This window comes from Nonomuraea montanisoli, assembly GCF_013363975.1.
In the GTDB taxonomy this organism is placed as follows: Bacteria; Actinomycetota; Actinomycetes; order Streptosporangiales; family Streptosporangiaceae; genus Nonomuraea; species Nonomuraea montanisoli.
Genome location: NZ_JABWGN010000008.1, coordinates 399,830 through 414,296, shown reverse-complemented (window position 1 = coordinate 414,296; position 14,467 = coordinate 399,830). Strand labels below are relative to the sequence as shown.

The window sequence follows — 14,467 nt, the reverse complement described above, 5'->3', positions numbered from 1 at the left end:
CGATCATGGAATCACGGACTCGGCACGAGGGTGGCCGCCCTGGCGTGGCGGTACCAGTCGAGGATCTGCCCGCCGGTCCAGAACTCCACGTCGCGGTGGGCCCGGATGTGCGCCAGGGCCTGGTCGAAGTACTTGAGGCGGTGCGGCGCCCCCATGATGTACGGGTGCACGACCAGCGCCATCACCCGCGCCGACCCGGCGGAGTCCAGGTGGAGCTGGTCGAACTGGTCGGCCGCCCGCTGGAAGTACTCCCGCGCCGGGTGGTGCTGGATCAGCATCATCGCCACGTCGTTGCACTCCTGCGTGTACGGGATGTTCACGATGGGCGTGGTCCGGGTGGCCAGTTCGACGGGCTGGTCGTCGAGGACCCAGTCGCAGACGTACTCGTACCCCTCCTCGACGAGGATGTCCGGCGTCTCCCAGGTCTCGGTGAGGCCGGGGCCGAGCCAGCCGCGGGGCCGCCGGCCGGTGGCCGCCTCGATGGCGCGGGTGGTGGCGCTGATGTCGGCCCGCTCGTCCTCGACCTTCTGCATGTTCCTCTGGGTGAACCCGTGGCCGACGAACTCCCAGCCGCGTTCGAGGGCGGCCCGGGTGATCTGCGGGTAGTGCTCGACGGCCTGGCCGTTGACGGCGAGCGCGGCGGGGATGCCGTGGCGGTCCAGGACCTGGAGCATGCGCCAGAAGCCGACGCGGTTGCCGTACTCGTGCCAGGCCCAGTTGGGCACGTCCGGAGCGGGGATGCCGCCCGCCGGCGGCGTGAGCACGGTGCGCGGCATGGGCTCGGTGTCGGACCAGGTCTCGACGTTGACGATGACCCACACCGCCATCCGCTTGCCGCCGGGCAGGGTCAGCGCGGGGCGGCCCTCGATGGGGTCGTAGTCGAGCCGTTCACTGGGACGCATGCGTGGTGTCTCCTTCGGTGATGGTCACGGTGAGGGCGGGCAGCCCGGTGATCTCGACGTCGATCCGGTCGCCCGGCCGTACGGGGGCGACGCCCGCGGGCGTTCCGGTGTAGATGAGATCGCCGGGCATCAGCCGATACGAATGCGACAGGTGGCTGATGATCTCGGGGACGTCCCAGATCATCAGTTTCAGGTCGGTGTGCTGCTTCAGGTCGCCGTTGACGCTCAGCCGCAGCTCGCCGGAGAGAGTCCAGGCGGCCTCCTCGGCGGGCAGGATGGGCCCGCAGGGCGCGGAGTGGTCGAACGACTTGCCGGCCTCCCAGGGGCGGGCCATCTCGCGGCAGTGCCGCTGCAGGTCCCGGCGGGTCAGGTCGATGCCGGCGGCGAACCCGAAGACGTGCGCGAGGGCGTCCTGCGGGGGGATGCCGGAGCCGGCCGTACCGATGGCGACGACCAGCTCCCCCTCGAACTGCAGGTCGCCGGTCTGCGGCGGGTAGGGGACGGCCGCGCCGTCGGGCACGACGGCGTCGGCGGGCTTCTGGAAGAAGAAGGGGTCGTCGCGCTCGTCGCCCTCGCGCATCTCGCGGATGTGGTCGAGGTAGTTGCGCCCGACGCAGTAGACGCGGCGGACGGGGAACGCCTCGTCCCGTCCGACGACGGGCAGGGCGGCCTGGGCGGGCTGCCAGAGGAGTGTGGTCATGAGTCATCCCGTGTGGTGGTGCTGAACAGGTGGGGGCGCAGGATCAGGGCCAGGGCGGCGCCGACGACCGAGAAGCCGACGATCTGCACCAGGGCGGCGCCGGTCCAGCCGGCCGTCGAGACCAGCCTGCTGAACAGCAGCCCGGCGGCGCTCGCGGCGACGTAGACGCAGGTGACGAACATCCCGGCGGCGCGGCTCACGTTCGCCGCGTCGACGGACTTGACGAGGTAGCCGGCCGCGGCGACGTACACGCCGCTGCTGGCGAACAGCCCGAACAGGAACGAGAAGGCGCCCTGCCAGCCGGCGGTGCCGGGCCCGAGGAACAGCGCGCACCCGCACGCCGCGACGGCGAGGTTGAGGCCCGCGAGCACGACCCGGGGGCTGAACCGGTCGACCAGGTGACCGCCGAGCGGGGAGGCGAACGCCGCCAGCCCCGAGAGCCCGACGACGAACCCGGCGGCGCCGGTGTCGAAGCCGAGCTCCGCGCGCAGGTAGCTGGCGTACAGGCCGATGAAGGCGAAGTCGGCCAGGCCGAACAGCGTGATGACGGCCGCCAGCACGAGCGGGTTGCGCGACAGCAGCGAGGTGGCGCCGCCGGTGTGCGCGGCGGCCGCCGTGGCGGGCTCGGCCTCGGTGAGCCTGGGCGAGACGAACAGCACGACGGCGGCGGCGAGCACGACGCCGACGGCTCCGTAGGCCAGCATCGGCGCCCGCCAGGTGCCGTAGTGCTCCAGCAGGCTCGCGCCGAACGCCGGGCCGACGACCGAGCCGGCGGCGAAGGCCATGTTGATGCTGCCGATCGCCAGCCCGCGGCGGGCGGGGAACGCGTTCGAGGCCACCGTGATGATCGCGGCGAGCTGGAGCGCCTCGCCCGCGCCGGACAGCACCCGCCACAGCAGCATGTCGCCGAAGCCGGCCGACGCCGCGGTCAGGGCCGTCGCGATCGAGAACAGCACGGTGCCGGCCACGATCGTGCGCTTGCGGCCGAGCGCGTGCTGCAGCCGTCCGGCGGGCAGCCCGGCCAGGCCCATGCCGAGGGCGAAGACGGTGGCCTGCAGCCCGGCGGCCTCCAGGCTGAAGCCGTACTCGGCGCGGACCTCGACGAGCAGGACCGGGAAGACCATGCGGTCCATGGCGTTGACCGCGTAGGCGACCAGGAGCAGGCCGAACATGGCCACGGCGGGGCGGGCGGCGGGAAGGTCGCGGGGTTGGATCGAGGGCCGGGAGGTGGGGGTGGCGCTCATGGGCGGCTTCTTTCCTGTGCGGTGGTCTCCGGCCCCGGGCCGGTTCCCTGTGCGGTGGTCGCCGGCTCCGGGTCGGCGGTGGTGTCGCCGGTGGCGGGTGGACGCCAGTCGCCTGCCGCCGCGGCCCTGCGCAACAGCGCGTCACGGTGGGCCGCGGCCATGGTGACGGGATCCGGCTCGCCGTCGGCGAGGACGCGCCGGCCGTGCCGCTTGAGGACGCGGCCGTCGGCGACGACGGTGTCGATGTTGTCGATCTGACCGGTGTAGACGAGGGCCTCCGCCGGGTCGCCGGAGGGCGTCAGGTTGATGTCGGTGGAGCGCAGGATCACGACGTCGGCGCGCTTGCCGGGCGTGACGGAGCCGGTGACGTCCTGGAGCCCGAGGTCGTGGGCGCCGTCGAGGGTGGCGAGCCGGAGCAGCCTGCGGGGCGTCACCGTGGCCGAGCCGGTGCGGGCGGCCTCGACCGAGACGATGGCGCGCAGGTGGCCGAGGATGTCGGCGCTGGTCGGCATGGCCAGCGTGTCCAGGGACAGCGACACGCGCACGCCCGCGTCCAGCAGCTCGGTCAGCAGCGGGAAACCCATCGTCCGCATCTCGGTCATCGGGCTGAGCGACACGCGGGTGCCGGTGCGGGCCAGCGCCCGGATGTCCTGCTCGCCGGCGTGGACGGCATGGATGATCTGCACGTCCTCGCCGAGCAGGCCGAGCTCCTCCAGGCGGGTCAGGCCGCAGCTCCGGCAGCCCTCCTCGCGCAGGCAGCGGTCACAGTGCATGGTGATCGGCAGGCCGAGCGCGCGTGCGGTCGCCCATTCCCGCTCGTACACCTCGGGCGGGGTGCGGTACGGCCCGCGCACCGCGATGCCGAAGTCCAGGCGCCCGTCCAGGTGGGCGGCTGGCCAGCGGGCGCGCAGCCCCTCCAGGTCGTCGAGGTCGTTGGGGCTGTCCGGCGCTGCGGAGTCGGGCGGCCCGTAGGAGAAGCGGCCGCGCAGGCCGGAGTCGAGGTGCGCCCGGATGTTGGCGTCGGCGTCCTCGGGGCCGCGGACGTTGTGGTCGAAGTTGTGCACCGTGGTGATGCCGCCGCTGACCGCCTCGGCCAGCCCGAGCCGGGCGGCCCAGTAGAAGTCGTCGAGCTCGAAGTGCGGCGCGAGCGCCCGCTTGACCGTGAAGTAGTCGGTGCCGGGCCGGTCGCCGACCGTGCCGCGCAGGAGGGAGTTCCACAGGTGCCAGTGGGTGTCCACGAAGCCGGGCAGGGTCACCGTGCCGGTCCCGTCGATCACCGTCGCGCCGCTGTGATCGGCGGTGGCGGGAGCGTGCGGGCGCACGTCGGTGATCCGGCCGTCGCTGATGAGCACGTCGGCGCACGGCAGGTCGCCGACGTCCGGATCCATCGAGATCAGGTACGTGCCCGAGATGAGCAGATCAGTACGTTTCGGGAGCATGGTCACCTCAGGAAGAGCACGACGGACAGGACGAGGCCCACGCCGACGACGAGCCGGCGCAGGACGCCGGGCGACACGCGCCGGGCGAGCAGCACGCCGCCACGGCCGCCGGCGAGCCCGGCGAGCGACATGACGGCGACCGGCAGCCACTGCACGGGGCCGAAGGCGGAGAAGCACAGGGCGGAGACCGCGCCGACCACCAGTGACAGCGCGCCCTTGAGCGCGTTGAGCCGATGCAGGTCCTCGGCGAGGAACGCGCCGAGGACGGCGAGCATCAGGACGCCGAGCCCCGCGGCGAAGTAACCCCCGTACACGGAGACGGCGAACTGGGCGGCGAGGAGCCCGACCCCTCCGCCGGCCGCCCGCGCCCGGGCGAGCCGCCGCGCCACCACGCCCTGCGCCGCCAGCGCCACGACCGACACCAGCACGAGGTACGGGACGACGGACGTGAACTGCTCGGCGGGCGCGACCAGCAGGATCGCCGAGCCGCAGGCCGCGCCGCCGACGCTCACCGCCGCCAGGCGCGGCACGCGCCCCCGCACCTCGGCCAGCTCGTCGCGGTAGCCGGCCAGGCCGCCCGCGTAACCCGGCAGGGTGGACAGCGCGCTGGTGACGTTGGCCGTGAGCGGCGGGTAGCCGAGGGCCAGCAGGGCCGGGAAGGAGATCAGCGACCCGCCGCCGGCCACCCCGTTCACCGCACCGGCCAGGAAGCCGGCCACGGTGAGGACGGTCAGGTGCAGCGCTTCCGGCACGGTTACCTCCTTGTCGGCCCCGGTCGGCCCCGGTCGGCCTCGGTCGGCCCAGCGGCTCGAAGGACACGGTATGCATTGCATGCAAAGTATGTCAACAGGGTGACGTCCCTGGTGAGACACCCTACGAGGCGACGCGCGCCGCGCTACGTGGCGGCGGCGGACGACCGGGAGCGGGCTTCGCCGTCACGACGGACGCCCGGGGACGACAGGGGAAGCACTCGGCCCGGCGGGACGGACGACTCGGCCGCGGGTTGTCGGTGCCGGGGAGTAGGGTCGCTCCCATGGATCGGCAACTCACCCTCATGGCCGTACACGCCCACCCCGACGACGAGTGTCTGAGCACCGGCGGCGTCCTCGCCCGCTACACCGACGAGGGCATCCGCACGGTCCTCGTCACCTGCACCAACGGCGAGCAGGGCGACGGCCCGGGCGGCGTCAAGCCGGGCGAGCCCGGCCACGACGACGCGGCGGTGGCCGAGCGCCGGCTGGCGGAGCTGCGCGAGTCCGTGTCCCACCTCGGCATCGACCATCTGGAGCTGCTGGGCTACCGCGACTCCGGCATGGAGGGCTGGGAGACCAACCAGCACCCCGAGGCGTTCGCCAACGTCCCGGTCGAGGCCGCCGCGGCCCGGCTGGCCGAGCTGATCGAGCGCTACCGTCCGCAGGTCGTCGTGACGTACGACGAGACCGGCGGCAGCGGCTACAACCACCCCGACCACGTGCAGACCCACCGCGTCGCCGTGGCCGCCGTCGAGGCGACCGGCATCCCCGACAAGCTCTACTACACGGCGATCCCGCGGGCGGCCATCAAGCGCATGTTCGAGCTGATGGCCGAGTCCGGGGTCGACTTCGGCGACTTCCAGCCCTCCGACGACTTCGGCACCCCCGACGAGCTGGTGACGACCGTCGTCGAGGTCACGCCGTGGGTGGAGCGCAAGTTCAAGGCGCTGCAGGCGCACGAGAGCCAGGGCGACAACATCTTCCTGCTCAGCATGCCGGAGGAGACGCAGCAGGAGGCGTTCTCGCACGAGTCGTTCACCCGGGTGCACAGCCGCGTCGACGCCCCGGAGCATGAGGACGACCTCTTCGCCGGCCTCCGCCCGGAGGCCTGAGGGCGGGCGCACGAGGACGTGATCGCGTGGCGGACCCGAGTGCATGTGGCAGCCCTGAGCACACCTGACTGGCTCAAGCGCACGACGCGGCGCGAGCGCACATCACAGGTGGTGCGGTCGCATGTCGCATGTCGAAGGTGCGTGCGCACGCGGCCCCGCAGGTACAGGGCCCGCGCACGACGCGGGCCTGAGGGGACGTGACGGGCGCGAGTGCTCACGCACGCGGCGAGGGTGGCGGCATGTGCAGCTCCTGCGGCGGGTGCTGACCGGGCTGATGGCGCAGGCGCTGCTCGATCCGGAGTTCGCCCAGGCGTTCCGTGAGCGGTTCCTGTTCAGCCGCCGCGCCGCGCTGCGGCAGATCCTCGACCGCGCCGCCGCCCGCGGCGAGATCCCCGCGGACGTGGACCGGGAGCTGCTCATCGACATGGTGTACGGGTTGCTGTGGTACCGGCTCATGCTGGACCACGCCCCTCTCGGGGAGCCGGTGGGGCGGCAGCTGACCGGCCTTCTCCTGCGCGCCGTCTCCGCCCCGGCTCCCGGCACCGGCGCCGCGTCGACGCCTTCCCACCCGAAGTCCTGACGCCCGACGTCCCCGATTCCCGGCGTCCTGACGCGTCAGGGGGCCGACGGCCGGCGCCCGCACCTCGCCGCTCTCTCAGAGCGAGGCGCGCAGCGCGTGGACGGCGGCCAGCACCTCCTCGCGGCTGCCCGCCGCCGTCATCCAGGCGGGCAGCCGCTCCAGCATCGTCTGCGACCCCGCCGGCGCCGGCCTCTCCCGCAACGGCGCCGCCACGTACGCCTCCAGCGCGTCCAGGTGCGCCAGGTTGTACGCCCAGAGCGTCCCGCCGCGGCAGGGCCGCCGCAACCACAGCGGCAGCCCGAAGTACGGGTCGTCCGGCCCGCCGAGACGCGGCACCACGTACGGGCCCCCCGAGGTGAAGTACGCGTCACCCCCGACGCGCTCCCAGCGGGCGGGGGCCCAGTCGGCGGAGCGCCCGCACCCGCCGCAGGTCAGCCGGTGGGGCGCGGTCAGCCACCCGACGGCGTGCGCGTGCCGCTCCCGGTGGTCCGGGTGGACGGCCACGAGTGCGCGGCCGTCGCAGCGCGGGCACCGCACGAGGATCTCCCGGGCGAAGTGCCACAGCCGCCACCCCGGGTCCCGGAACCGCTCCCCCACGTCAGCGACCTCCCAGCCGGCGCTCCCCGGTCCCGGTCCCCATCCGTCCCCCCTCATCGGCTCCCGGCTCAGCGGGACGGGGGCAGTTCGCCCGATCCCCTGGCGATGAGCCGGGTCGGGATCTGCTCACGGCAGGCGGCGCGCGACGGCCGCCCGTCGAGGCGCGACAGCACCAGCTCGGCCGCCGCCGTGCCGATCGCGGCCGGGTCCTGGGCGACGACCGTGAGCGGCGGCTCCAGCACCTCCGCCAGCGGCAGGTCGTCGAACCCGACCAGCGCCACGTCGCGCCGCCGGGCCCGGGCCAGCGCGACGACCGCGCCCATGGAGGCGAAGTTGTTGGCCGCGAACAGCGCCGTCGGCGGGTCGGGCAGGGCGAGCAGCCGGACCACGGCCGCGCTGGCCGCCTCCTGGTCGTGGCCGCTCTCCACCAGCGCCCGGTCGAACGGCAGGCCCGCCGCCTCCAGCGCGTCGCGGTAGCCCTGGAAGCGCTCGCGGCGGGTGTACAGGACCGCGGGCAGGTCGCCGACGAACCCGATCCGGCGGTGGCCGTGGGCGAGGAGGTGGGCCACGCCCTGCCGGGCGCCCTCGCGGTTGCCGCTGACGACGTGGTCGGCGGCCATGCCGACGGCGGGCCGGTCGAGGAAGACGATGGGCAGCCCGGCGGCCCGCTCGGCGCGCAGGTAACGGTGGTCACCGGCGGCCGACGGCACGATCATGAGCCCGCTGACCCGCCGGGCCAGGAACGTCGCGACCAGGGAACGCTCCAGCTCGGCCGTCTCGCTGGAGGAGCCGACGATGAGAGTCAGCCCGCGCGGGCGCACGACGCTCTCGACCCCGCCCGCGACCGTGCCGAAGAACGGGTTGCCCATCTCGGGGATGACCAGCCCGATCGCCGCGTCACGCGCCCCGACCCGCATGTTGCGGGCCATGAGGTTGGGCTGGTAGCCGAGCTTGCGCACGGCCTCCATGACCCGCTCGCGTGTCTCGACCGCGACGGGCCCGTCGTCGTTGAGCACCCGCGACACGGTCTTGGCGGTGACACCGACCTCGCGGGCGACGTCTGCCATCGTGGGGCGCCGCATTCCGACCATGGTAGTGGCGTCAGGAGAGGCCGATGGCCTCCGCGGCGCCCTTGTCCGCGACCACGGCCTTGCCGTCCGTGACGGTCATCGCCCCGGTCATGATGGCCACGACCTCGGCCATGTTGTGGTCGGCCGGTTTGAGCTGGGCGACGCGGCGGCCGAGCCGCTGGACGTGGATGCGGTCGGCGATCTCGAAGACGTGCGGCATGTTGTGGCTGATGAGGACGACGGGCGTGCCGCGGTCGCGGACCCGCCGGATCATGTCCAGGACCTGGCCCGACTCCTTGACGCCGAGCGCGGCGGTGGGCTCGTCCATGACGACGACGTTCGAGGCCCAGGCCACCGCGCGGGCGACGGCGACGCCCTGCCGCTGGCCGCCGGACAGCGACTCGACCGGCTGGGTCAGCGAGCGCAGCCCGATCTTGAGGTCCTCCATGTGCCGGGCCGACTCCTCCCGCATGCGCTTCTTGTCGAGCATGCGGAACACCGTGCCGAGCGGCCCGCGCTTGCGCACCTCGCGGCCGAGGAACATGTTGGTCGCGATGTCGAGCGAGGCGGCGACCGCGAGGTCCTGGTAGACCGTCTCGATGCCCTGCCTGCGCGCCTCCAGCGGGTCGCGGAAGCGCACCGGCTTGCCGTCGAGGAGGATCTCCCCCTCGTCCGGCTGCAGGGCGCCGGTCAGCGCCTTGATGAGGCTGGTCTTGCCGGCGCCGTTGTCGCCGATGACCGCGAGCACCTCGCCGGGCATGAGGTCGAAGTCGGCGCCGTCGAGCGCCGTCACGTGGCCGTAGCGCTTGACCAGGCCGCGCGCCTGGAGCACGGGTGTCATCGGGTCCTCCTGCGGGAGAGCTGGTCGACGGTGACGGCGAGGATCACCAGGATGCCGGTGATGAGCGTCTGATAGATCGACGGTACGCCCATGAGCTGGAGGCCGTTGCGGAAGACCCCCACGATGAGGGCGCCGATCAGCGTGCCGAGCACGGTGCCGCGCCCGCCGAACAGGCTCGTGCCGCCGAGGACGACCGCGGTGATGCTGTCGAGGTTGTCGGTCTGGCCGGCCTGCGGGTCGCCGACGCCGGTACGCGAGACCAGCAGCAGCGCCGCGATGCCGTACACGAGGCCGGCCAGGGTGTAGACGCCCACGATGAGCCGGCGGGTGCGGATGCCGGTGAGCCGGGCCACCTCGGGGCTGTTGCCGAGCGCGTACACGTGGCGTCCCCAGGCGGTCTGGCTGAGCAGGTACGCGAACAGCAGGAACAGCAGGATGGTGAGCAGCGAGCCGTAGGTGACGTTGGTGCCGCCGACCCGGAAGGTCTGCCCCAGGAACGTCATCGCCGGCGGCAGGTTCGTCACCGTCTGGTCCTGCGAGTAGATGTGGGTCAGCGCGAACACCACGTTCAGCATGCCCAGCGTGACGATGAACGGCGGCAGGTTGATCTTCATCACCAGCAGGCCGTTGGCCAGGCCGAAGGCCGCGCAGACGGCCAGGCCGGCCGCGATGGCCAGCAGCGGCGGCAGGCCGTTCTCCACGGCCAGCTTGGTCATCACGATCCCGCCGAACGCCATGATGGCGCCGTTGGACAGGTCGATGCCCGCGGTCAGGATGATGAGGGTCTGCCCGATGGCCAGGGTGCCGACGACCATCACCTGCTGGATGATCAGCGAGAAGTTGCCGCCGGTGAGGAACTGGTCGCTCTTGAACGCGAAGAAGGCGCACGCCAGGATCAGCGCCGCCAGCGGCCCCGCGGTCGGCGTGCTCAGGATGCGGCGCGGGAGCGTCGCCTGCATGACGGCCATGTCAGCCCCAGCAGTTCGCCAGGCCGAAGGCGGTGTCCTTGGCGTCGACGCCGGAGACGGCCTTGTCGGTGATCAGGGTGACGCCGGTGTCGTGGTAGCCGGAGGGCTTCTTGCCGCTCTTGGCGTACTCCGAGACCGCGTTGACGCCCTCCTCGGCCATCTTCAGCGGGTACTGCTGGGAGGTGGCCGCGATCTGGCCCGCCTGGACGGCCTTGACCCCGGTGCAGCCGCCGTCGACGGAGACGACGAGCACGCTCTTGTCCTTGCCGTCGGCCTTGAGCGCGGTGTGGGCGCCGAGCGCGGCGGGCTCGTTGATGGTGTAGACGACGTTGATGTCGGGCGCCTTCTGCAGGCAGTTCTCCATGGCGGTCTGGCCCTTGGCCTGGTCGCCGCGGGTGTCCTGCGAGCAGACGACCTGCGGGTCGCCCTCGGCGATGCCGAAGCCCTTGAGGAAGCCGTCGTGGCGGAGCTTGCCGACCGTGATGCCGGGGGCCAGGTCCAGGGTGGCGATCTTGGCGGGCTTGCCGGCCATCGCCGCCTTGGCGTACTGGCCGATCAGCTCGCCGGCCTTGAAGTTGTCGGTGGCGAACAGGGCGTCGGTGGCGTCCTGCGGCTCGGTCGGCGTGTCGAGCGCGATGACGACGACGCCCGCGTCGCGGGCCTTCTTGATCGCGGGGACGATGGCCTTGGTGTCGCTGGGCGTGATGAGGATGCCCTTGACCCCGGCGGCCACCATGTTCTCGATGGCGGTGATCTGGGTGGCGTTGTCGCCGTCGAACTTGCCGGCCGCCGTCATGAGCTCCATGCCGTCGGCCTTGGCGGCCTTCTCGGCGCCTTCCTTCATCTTCACGAAGAACGGATTGGTCTCGGTCTTCGTGATGAGCCCGACCTTGGCGGCGCCGGCCTGCCCGCCGCCGCCTCCACTGTTGCCGCCGCATCCGGCTGCCAGCAGAGCGACAGCCAGGAGACCGGCCGAGAGCCTTGCATTCATGGTGGCTTCCTAACAGAGTGGTCTCGGATTTAATCGTACTATCAGGGAGAACGCGATGTCATCGTTGACACATGTCAACGTTGACATCGGCTGTGTTGTGATGATGAACTCCGGGCCTGGAAACGTCAATGCTTTCGCCCCGTAACGAATCGGCAACAGGGGGAAACCCGGCCGTCGGGCAAGAGGGCGGAAAGGGAGATCCGATGATCGCTGTCCTCGGCGAGTGCGTGGCCGACGCCTTCGCCGAACACGAGCCCGGCCCCGGGACCGCGCGCCGCTCTCCGGAGGCCGCCCCCGGGAGCGGCGCCGCGTCCGCGCGAGCCGGGTCGGGCGAGCTGACACTGCGGGTGCACGCGGGCGGCGGCCCCGCCAACACGGCCGTGGCGCTGGCCCGCCTGGGCACGCCGACGCGGTTCCTGGGGCGGCTGTCGGGCGACGTGTTCGGACGGCTGTTCCGCGACCGGCTCGCCTCCTCGGGCGTCGACCTGTCGGCGTGCGTCGAGGCGGCCGAGCCGAGCACGCTCGCGGTCGCCTCGCTCGACGAGCGCGGGCAGGCCGCCTACGGCTTCCACGCCGAGGGCGCCGCCGACTGGGCGTGGACGGCTGCCGAGCTGGACTCCCGCGGCGACCTGGGCGGCGCGTCGTGCCTGCACACCGGCTCGCTGGCGCTGGTCAGGGAGCCGGGCCGCGACGCGGTCGAGGCGTTCGCGGCCGCCGCCGCGCAGCGCGCGACGGTGTCGATCGACCCGAACGTACGGCCCAGCCTGGCGCCGCGCGTGGCCTACGACGTGACCCGCTGGTGCGCCTTCGCCGACATCCTCCGGCTCAGCGAGGACGACCTCGCCTTCCTCGCCCCGGACGAGCCGGTGGAGCGGGTCTGCGACCTCTGGCACGCCGCCGGGGCGCCGCTGGTCATCGTCACCCGGGGCGGGGCCGGCGCCCTCGTCTCGCTGAACGGCGAGCGGGCCGAGGTCGCCGCGCCCCGCGTGACGGTCGTCGACACGGTCGGCGCCGGCGACGCGTTCACCGCCGGGCTGCTGCACCGGCTCGACCGGCGGGGCCTGCTCGGTGGGCGGCTGGACGGGCTGGACCTGGGGACCGCCGTGGACGCCGCCGCGTTCGCCGCCCGGGTGGCGGCGCTGACCTGCGCGGTCGCGGGCGCCAACCCGCCGTGGGCGCGCGACCTGGACGACCGCGCGAGCGCGTAGAGGCGGGCGCGTAGAGGCTGGCGCGCAAAGGCGGAGCGTGTGGAGGCGGGCGCGTCGAGGCGGGCCCGAGGTGATCGTTTGCCTGCGGCGGCGGTGGGTAGGGCCGGGCCGGAGGTGAGGAGATGGCCGAGTACGAAGCGACGCGAGAGATGCCCGCGCCCAGCGCGACGGTGTTCGAGGTGGCCTCCGACGTGGACCTCGTCAACAGGTGGCTCCCGCACGGGCTGCACGTGCGCGACGGCGGCGAGGGCGTCGTCGAGGCGGCCGGTGACGTGGTGCCGGGCGGCGGGGAGCACGAGGGCCTGTTCGGGGCGTCGCGGGAGCAGTTGCGCGTGGAGTGGGGCGGTCGTGACCACCCCGAGTACGCGGGCTGGCTCCAGGTGGCCGACCGCGCCGACGGGGCGAGCGAGGTGACCGTGCACATCTCGCTGCTCGACGAGCCCGAGGACGGGACGGCGCCGGAGCGGCGCGCGGAGGTGCGCTCCATGCTGGACGAGTCGCTGGAGCGGCTGGCCGGCGAGGTCGCGCGGCACGCCTGACCGGCGCCGGCCGGATCGGATGAGGAAGTTCGGTTCGCGCGCGTCGAACGTCTCGAACCACTCGTCCCAGGAGATCTCCTGAAGGTCCTGGCCGCCGTGGCCGGGGAAGTCGACCCCCGGGGGCTGGGGGCCGCCGCCGCGCCGGCCCGGTGCGCGGCGGCGAGACCGCCCTCGGCTCGTCTCGCCGCCGGCCGTCGGCGGGCGGGCGAAACGCGTCCTCCCCCTTATACGGTGCCGGGAGCCGTTCGTCACCCCTGGCACGCCCATGGGAGGGACACCTCAGCTCGGACTGTCGGTGCCACCGCCGTCCTCCGGCGGCCGGTTGCGGTCGAGCGCCGGCTGCCCGAACCAGGCCCACGCGGCCACCAGCGCCACGATCGCCGCCGTGACCATCGCGATCGCGCTGTGGAACAGGAAGTCCACGACCAGCATGGTGGCCGCGGTCATCGACACCGACAGCGCGAGCGCCGCCGCGATGCCGTACCTGTTGGAGCGCCGTACCAGCGTCTCCTTCAGCCCCTGCCGGAACAGCACGCGGTGCTGCGTCGCCGGCGCGATGTAGCAGATGGAGGCGAGGGCCGCGCTGACCAACGCCACGTAGAACAGCCGCCGGTCCCCCTCGCCCAGCCGCTCGAAGCCGGGCGAGAACGGCACCGTGAGCAGGAACGCGAACAACACCTGGACCCCGGTGACCGCCACGCGGGAGCCCTGCAGCAACTCCACGAAGTTACGGTCGGCGCGCGCGCTCTCCGTCTCGTTCCGCCCCTTCAACCCCTGATCCACCTGGGCCGCCCTTCCGCCTCCGACGCCGATCCGACGCGCTACGACTTTCCGCGTGCTCATCGTCGAAACCTCGTTCGGTACGCGGGTCACAAGCCGCCGCTCACCGTCTCCGGCCTCCGGACCCGCCCTACGACCCCGGCGAGTAGAACCAGGGGTCGCGCAGGTCGTGGTAGACCGGCGAGATCTCGAACAGGCTCATCAGCTCCTCGAACTCCTCGCGCAGCCGGGCCGGCGGCTCCGCGCGCTCCCCCATGCGGGCCTCCCCCTCAGAGGTGAAGTACGCGGTCTCGACGTAGTCCCCCTCGGGGGACACGGCCGCCAGGCCGCCGATGAGGTCGGGCCGGAACCCGGCGAGGTCGGGCTCGCAGCGGCGCAGCAGCGCGCGCACGCGTGCCGGGTCGCCGACCCGGCCCTCGATCACCTGGACGAACCCCGCCGAGTCGGACCCTCCGCGCAGGTACACGTCCACCTGGTCGAGGTCGTGGAAGGTCACCTCGCCGGCGAACAGCTTGGCCGTCTCCATCCACCACTGGGTCTGCTCGGGCCGGTCGGAGTTGCGCCGTGCCTCCTCCCGCGACTCGAAGCGGGCCACGGCCACCAGCGTGCCTCCCTCGGTCACGCCGGCGGTGGTGCCGAGCCAGCCGTACGAACCGGGCGCCAGCTCGCGCGCCCACCGGTCGAGCGCCTCGCGCGCCTCGCCCGTGTCGGCCACCGGTCCCTGGAAGACCTGGACGAACATCG

General features: G+C 73.0%; 16 protein-coding genes. 4 read left to right on the top strand and 12 right to left on the bottom strand.

Annotation, left to right across the window (positions count from 1 at the left end):
* Positions 1-11 precede the first annotated feature (11 nt).
* Genes HTZ77_RS22755 through HTZ77_RS22735 form a run of 5 tightly spaced genes read right to left on the bottom strand, consistent with a single transcriptional unit; the run spans position 12 to position 5,037 of the window.
* Positions 12-902 carry a polysaccharide deacetylase family protein gene (locus HTZ77_RS22755; RefSeq protein ID WP_175591664.1) on the bottom strand — a complete coding sequence of 297 codons (891 nt, stop codon included), beginning with the start codon at positions 900-902 and terminating at the stop codon, positions 12-14.
* On the bottom strand, positions 889-1,602 hold the full coding sequence (locus HTZ77_RS22750) for a fumarylacetoacetate hydrolase family protein (protein ID WP_175591663.1): 714 nt from the start codon (positions 1,600-1,602) through the stop codon (positions 889-891). The genes HTZ77_RS22755 and HTZ77_RS22750 overlap by 14 nt, the downstream gene beginning before the upstream one ends.
* Positions 1,599-2,846 (bottom strand): MFS transporter, encoded by a 1,248-nt coding sequence (locus tag HTZ77_RS22745; protein ID WP_175591662.1) that lies wholly within the window; start codon positions 2,844-2,846, stop codon positions 1,599-1,601. Before HTZ77_RS22745 ends, HTZ77_RS22750 begins: the two co-directional genes overlap by 4 nt.
* Entirely contained in the window at positions 2,843-4,285 is a 1,443-nt protein-coding gene (locus tag HTZ77_RS22740) for an amidohydrolase family protein (protein ID WP_175591661.1), read from the bottom strand. Before HTZ77_RS22740 ends, HTZ77_RS22745 begins: the two co-directional genes overlap by 4 nt.
* Before the next feature lie 2 nt (positions 4,286-4,287).
* The gene (locus HTZ77_RS22735; protein WP_205303053.1) at positions 4,288-5,037 is read right to left on the bottom strand and encodes a sulfite exporter TauE/SafE family protein; all 750 of its coding nucleotides are present in this window, start codon (positions 5,035-5,037) and stop codon (positions 4,288-4,290) included.
* Between the two features lie 281 nt (positions 5,038-5,318).
* On the opposite strand from HTZ77_RS22735, the gene HTZ77_RS22730 reads away from it, so the two are divergent.
* Entirely contained in the window at positions 5,319-6,149 is an 831-nt protein-coding gene (locus HTZ77_RS22730; RefSeq protein ID WP_175591659.1) for a PIG-L family deacetylase, read from the top strand.
* 241 nt (positions 6,150-6,390) lie between these two features.
* On the top strand, positions 6,391-6,729 hold the full coding sequence (locus tag HTZ77_RS22725; protein WP_328808709.1) for a TetR-like C-terminal domain-containing protein: 339 nt from the start codon (positions 6,391-6,393) through the stop codon (positions 6,727-6,729).
* Positions 6,730-6,804: 75 nt separating this feature from the next.
* On the opposite strand, the gene HTZ77_RS22720 is transcribed toward HTZ77_RS22725, so the two are convergent.
* From HTZ77_RS22720 to HTZ77_RS22700, 5 genes are all read right to left on the bottom strand, one after another.
* On the bottom strand, positions 6,805-7,326 hold the full coding sequence (locus HTZ77_RS22720; protein WP_175591657.1) for a hypothetical protein: 522 nt from the start codon (positions 7,324-7,326) through the stop codon (positions 6,805-6,807).
* A 68-nt stretch (positions 7,327-7,394) separates the two neighbouring features.
* Positions 7,395-8,408: a LacI family DNA-binding transcriptional regulator gene (locus tag HTZ77_RS22715; RefSeq protein WP_235994963.1), complete on the bottom strand. Its 1,014-nt coding sequence runs from the start codon at positions 8,406-8,408 to the stop codon at positions 7,395-7,397.
* Positions 8,409-8,427: 19 nt separating this feature from the next.
* Positions 8,428-9,237, bottom strand: a complete 810-nt coding sequence (locus HTZ77_RS22710; RefSeq protein WP_175591655.1) for an ATP-binding cassette domain-containing protein — start codon at positions 9,235-9,237, stop codon at positions 8,428-8,430.
* A complete protein-coding gene (locus HTZ77_RS22705; protein WP_205303052.1) occupies positions 9,234-10,196 on the bottom strand; it encodes an ABC transporter permease in 963 nt (320 codons plus the stop codon). Before HTZ77_RS22705 ends, HTZ77_RS22710 begins: the two co-directional genes overlap by 4 nt.
* 10 nt (positions 10,197-10,206) lie before the next feature.
* The gene (locus HTZ77_RS22700; protein ID WP_175591653.1) at positions 10,207-11,196 is read right to left on the bottom strand and encodes a sugar ABC transporter substrate-binding protein; all 990 of its coding nucleotides are present in this window, start codon (positions 11,194-11,196) and stop codon (positions 10,207-10,209) included.
* 203 nt (positions 11,197-11,399) lie between these two features.
* On the opposite strand from HTZ77_RS22700, the gene HTZ77_RS22695 reads away from it, so the two are divergent.
* Together HTZ77_RS22695 and HTZ77_RS22690 are read left to right on the top strand one after the other, a co-directional pair.
* On the top strand, positions 11,400-12,404 hold the full coding sequence (locus HTZ77_RS22695; protein WP_175591652.1) for a carbohydrate kinase family protein: 1,005 nt from the start codon (positions 11,400-11,402) through the stop codon (positions 12,402-12,404).
* Between the two features lie 122 nt (positions 12,405-12,526).
* Positions 12,527-12,943: an SRPBCC family protein gene (locus HTZ77_RS22690; protein WP_175591651.1), complete on the top strand. Its 417-nt coding sequence runs from the start codon at positions 12,527-12,529 to the stop codon at positions 12,941-12,943.
* A gap of 279 nt (positions 12,944-13,222) precedes the next feature.
* Here HTZ77_RS22690 and HTZ77_RS22685 read toward each other — a convergent pair whose 3' ends face one another.
* Positions 13,223-13,726, bottom strand: coding sequence for a DUF6328 family protein (locus tag HTZ77_RS22685; RefSeq protein WP_328808708.1), 504 nt, complete (start codon positions 13,724-13,726; stop codon positions 13,223-13,225).
* Positions 13,727-13,853: 127 nt separating this feature from the next.
* Positions 13,854-14,465, bottom strand: coding sequence for a hypothetical protein (locus tag HTZ77_RS22680; protein ID WP_175591650.1), 612 nt, complete (start codon positions 14,463-14,465; stop codon positions 13,854-13,856).
* Between the last annotated feature and the right edge of the window lie 2 nt (positions 14,466-14,467).

Excerpts from the sequence above, each read along its gene's own strand:
- HTZ77_RS22710 (WP_175591655.1), bottom strand. The coding sequence starts at position 9,237 with ATGACACCCGTGCTCCAGGCGCGCGGCCTGGTCAAGCGCTACGGCCAC.
- HTZ77_RS22740 (WP_175591661.1), bottom strand. The coding sequence starts at position 4,285 with ATGCTCCCGAAACGTACTGATCTGCTCATCTCGGGCACGTACCTGATC.
- HTZ77_RS22700 (WP_175591653.1), bottom strand. The coding sequence starts at position 11,196 with ATGAATGCAAGGCTCTCGGCCGGTCTCCTGGCTGTCGCTCTGCTGGCA.
- HTZ77_RS22680 (WP_175591650.1), bottom strand. The coding sequence starts at position 14,465 with ATGTTCGTCCAGGTCTTCCAGGGACCGGTGGCCGACACGGGCGAGGCG.
- HTZ77_RS22730 (WP_175591659.1), top strand. The coding sequence starts at position 5,319 with ATGGATCGGCAACTCACCCTCATGGCCGTACACGCCCACCCCGACGAC.
- HTZ77_RS22695 (WP_175591652.1), top strand. The coding sequence starts at position 11,400 with ATGATCGCTGTCCTCGGCGAGTGCGTGGCCGACGCCTTCGCCGAACAC.
- HTZ77_RS22690 (WP_175591651.1), top strand. The coding sequence starts at position 12,527 with ATGGCCGAGTACGAAGCGACGCGAGAGATGCCCGCGCCCAGCGCGACG.
- HTZ77_RS22705 (WP_205303052.1), bottom strand. The coding sequence starts at position 10,196 with ATGCAGGCGACGCTCCCGCGCCGCATCCTGAGCACGCCGACCGCGGGG.
- HTZ77_RS22750 (WP_175591663.1), bottom strand. The coding sequence starts at position 1,602 with ATGACCACACTCCTCTGGCAGCCCGCCCAGGCCGCCCTGCCCGTCGTC.
- HTZ77_RS22715 (WP_235994963.1), bottom strand. The coding sequence starts at position 8,408 with ATGCGGCGCCCCACGATGGCAGACGTCGCCCGCGAGGTCGGTGTCACC.
- HTZ77_RS22745 (WP_175591662.1), bottom strand. The coding sequence starts at position 2,846 with ATGAGCGCCACCCCCACCTCCCGGCCCTCGATCCAACCCCGCGACCTT.
- HTZ77_RS22755 (WP_175591664.1), bottom strand. The coding sequence starts at position 902 with ATGCGTCCCAGTGAACGGCTCGACTACGACCCCATCGAGGGCCGCCCC.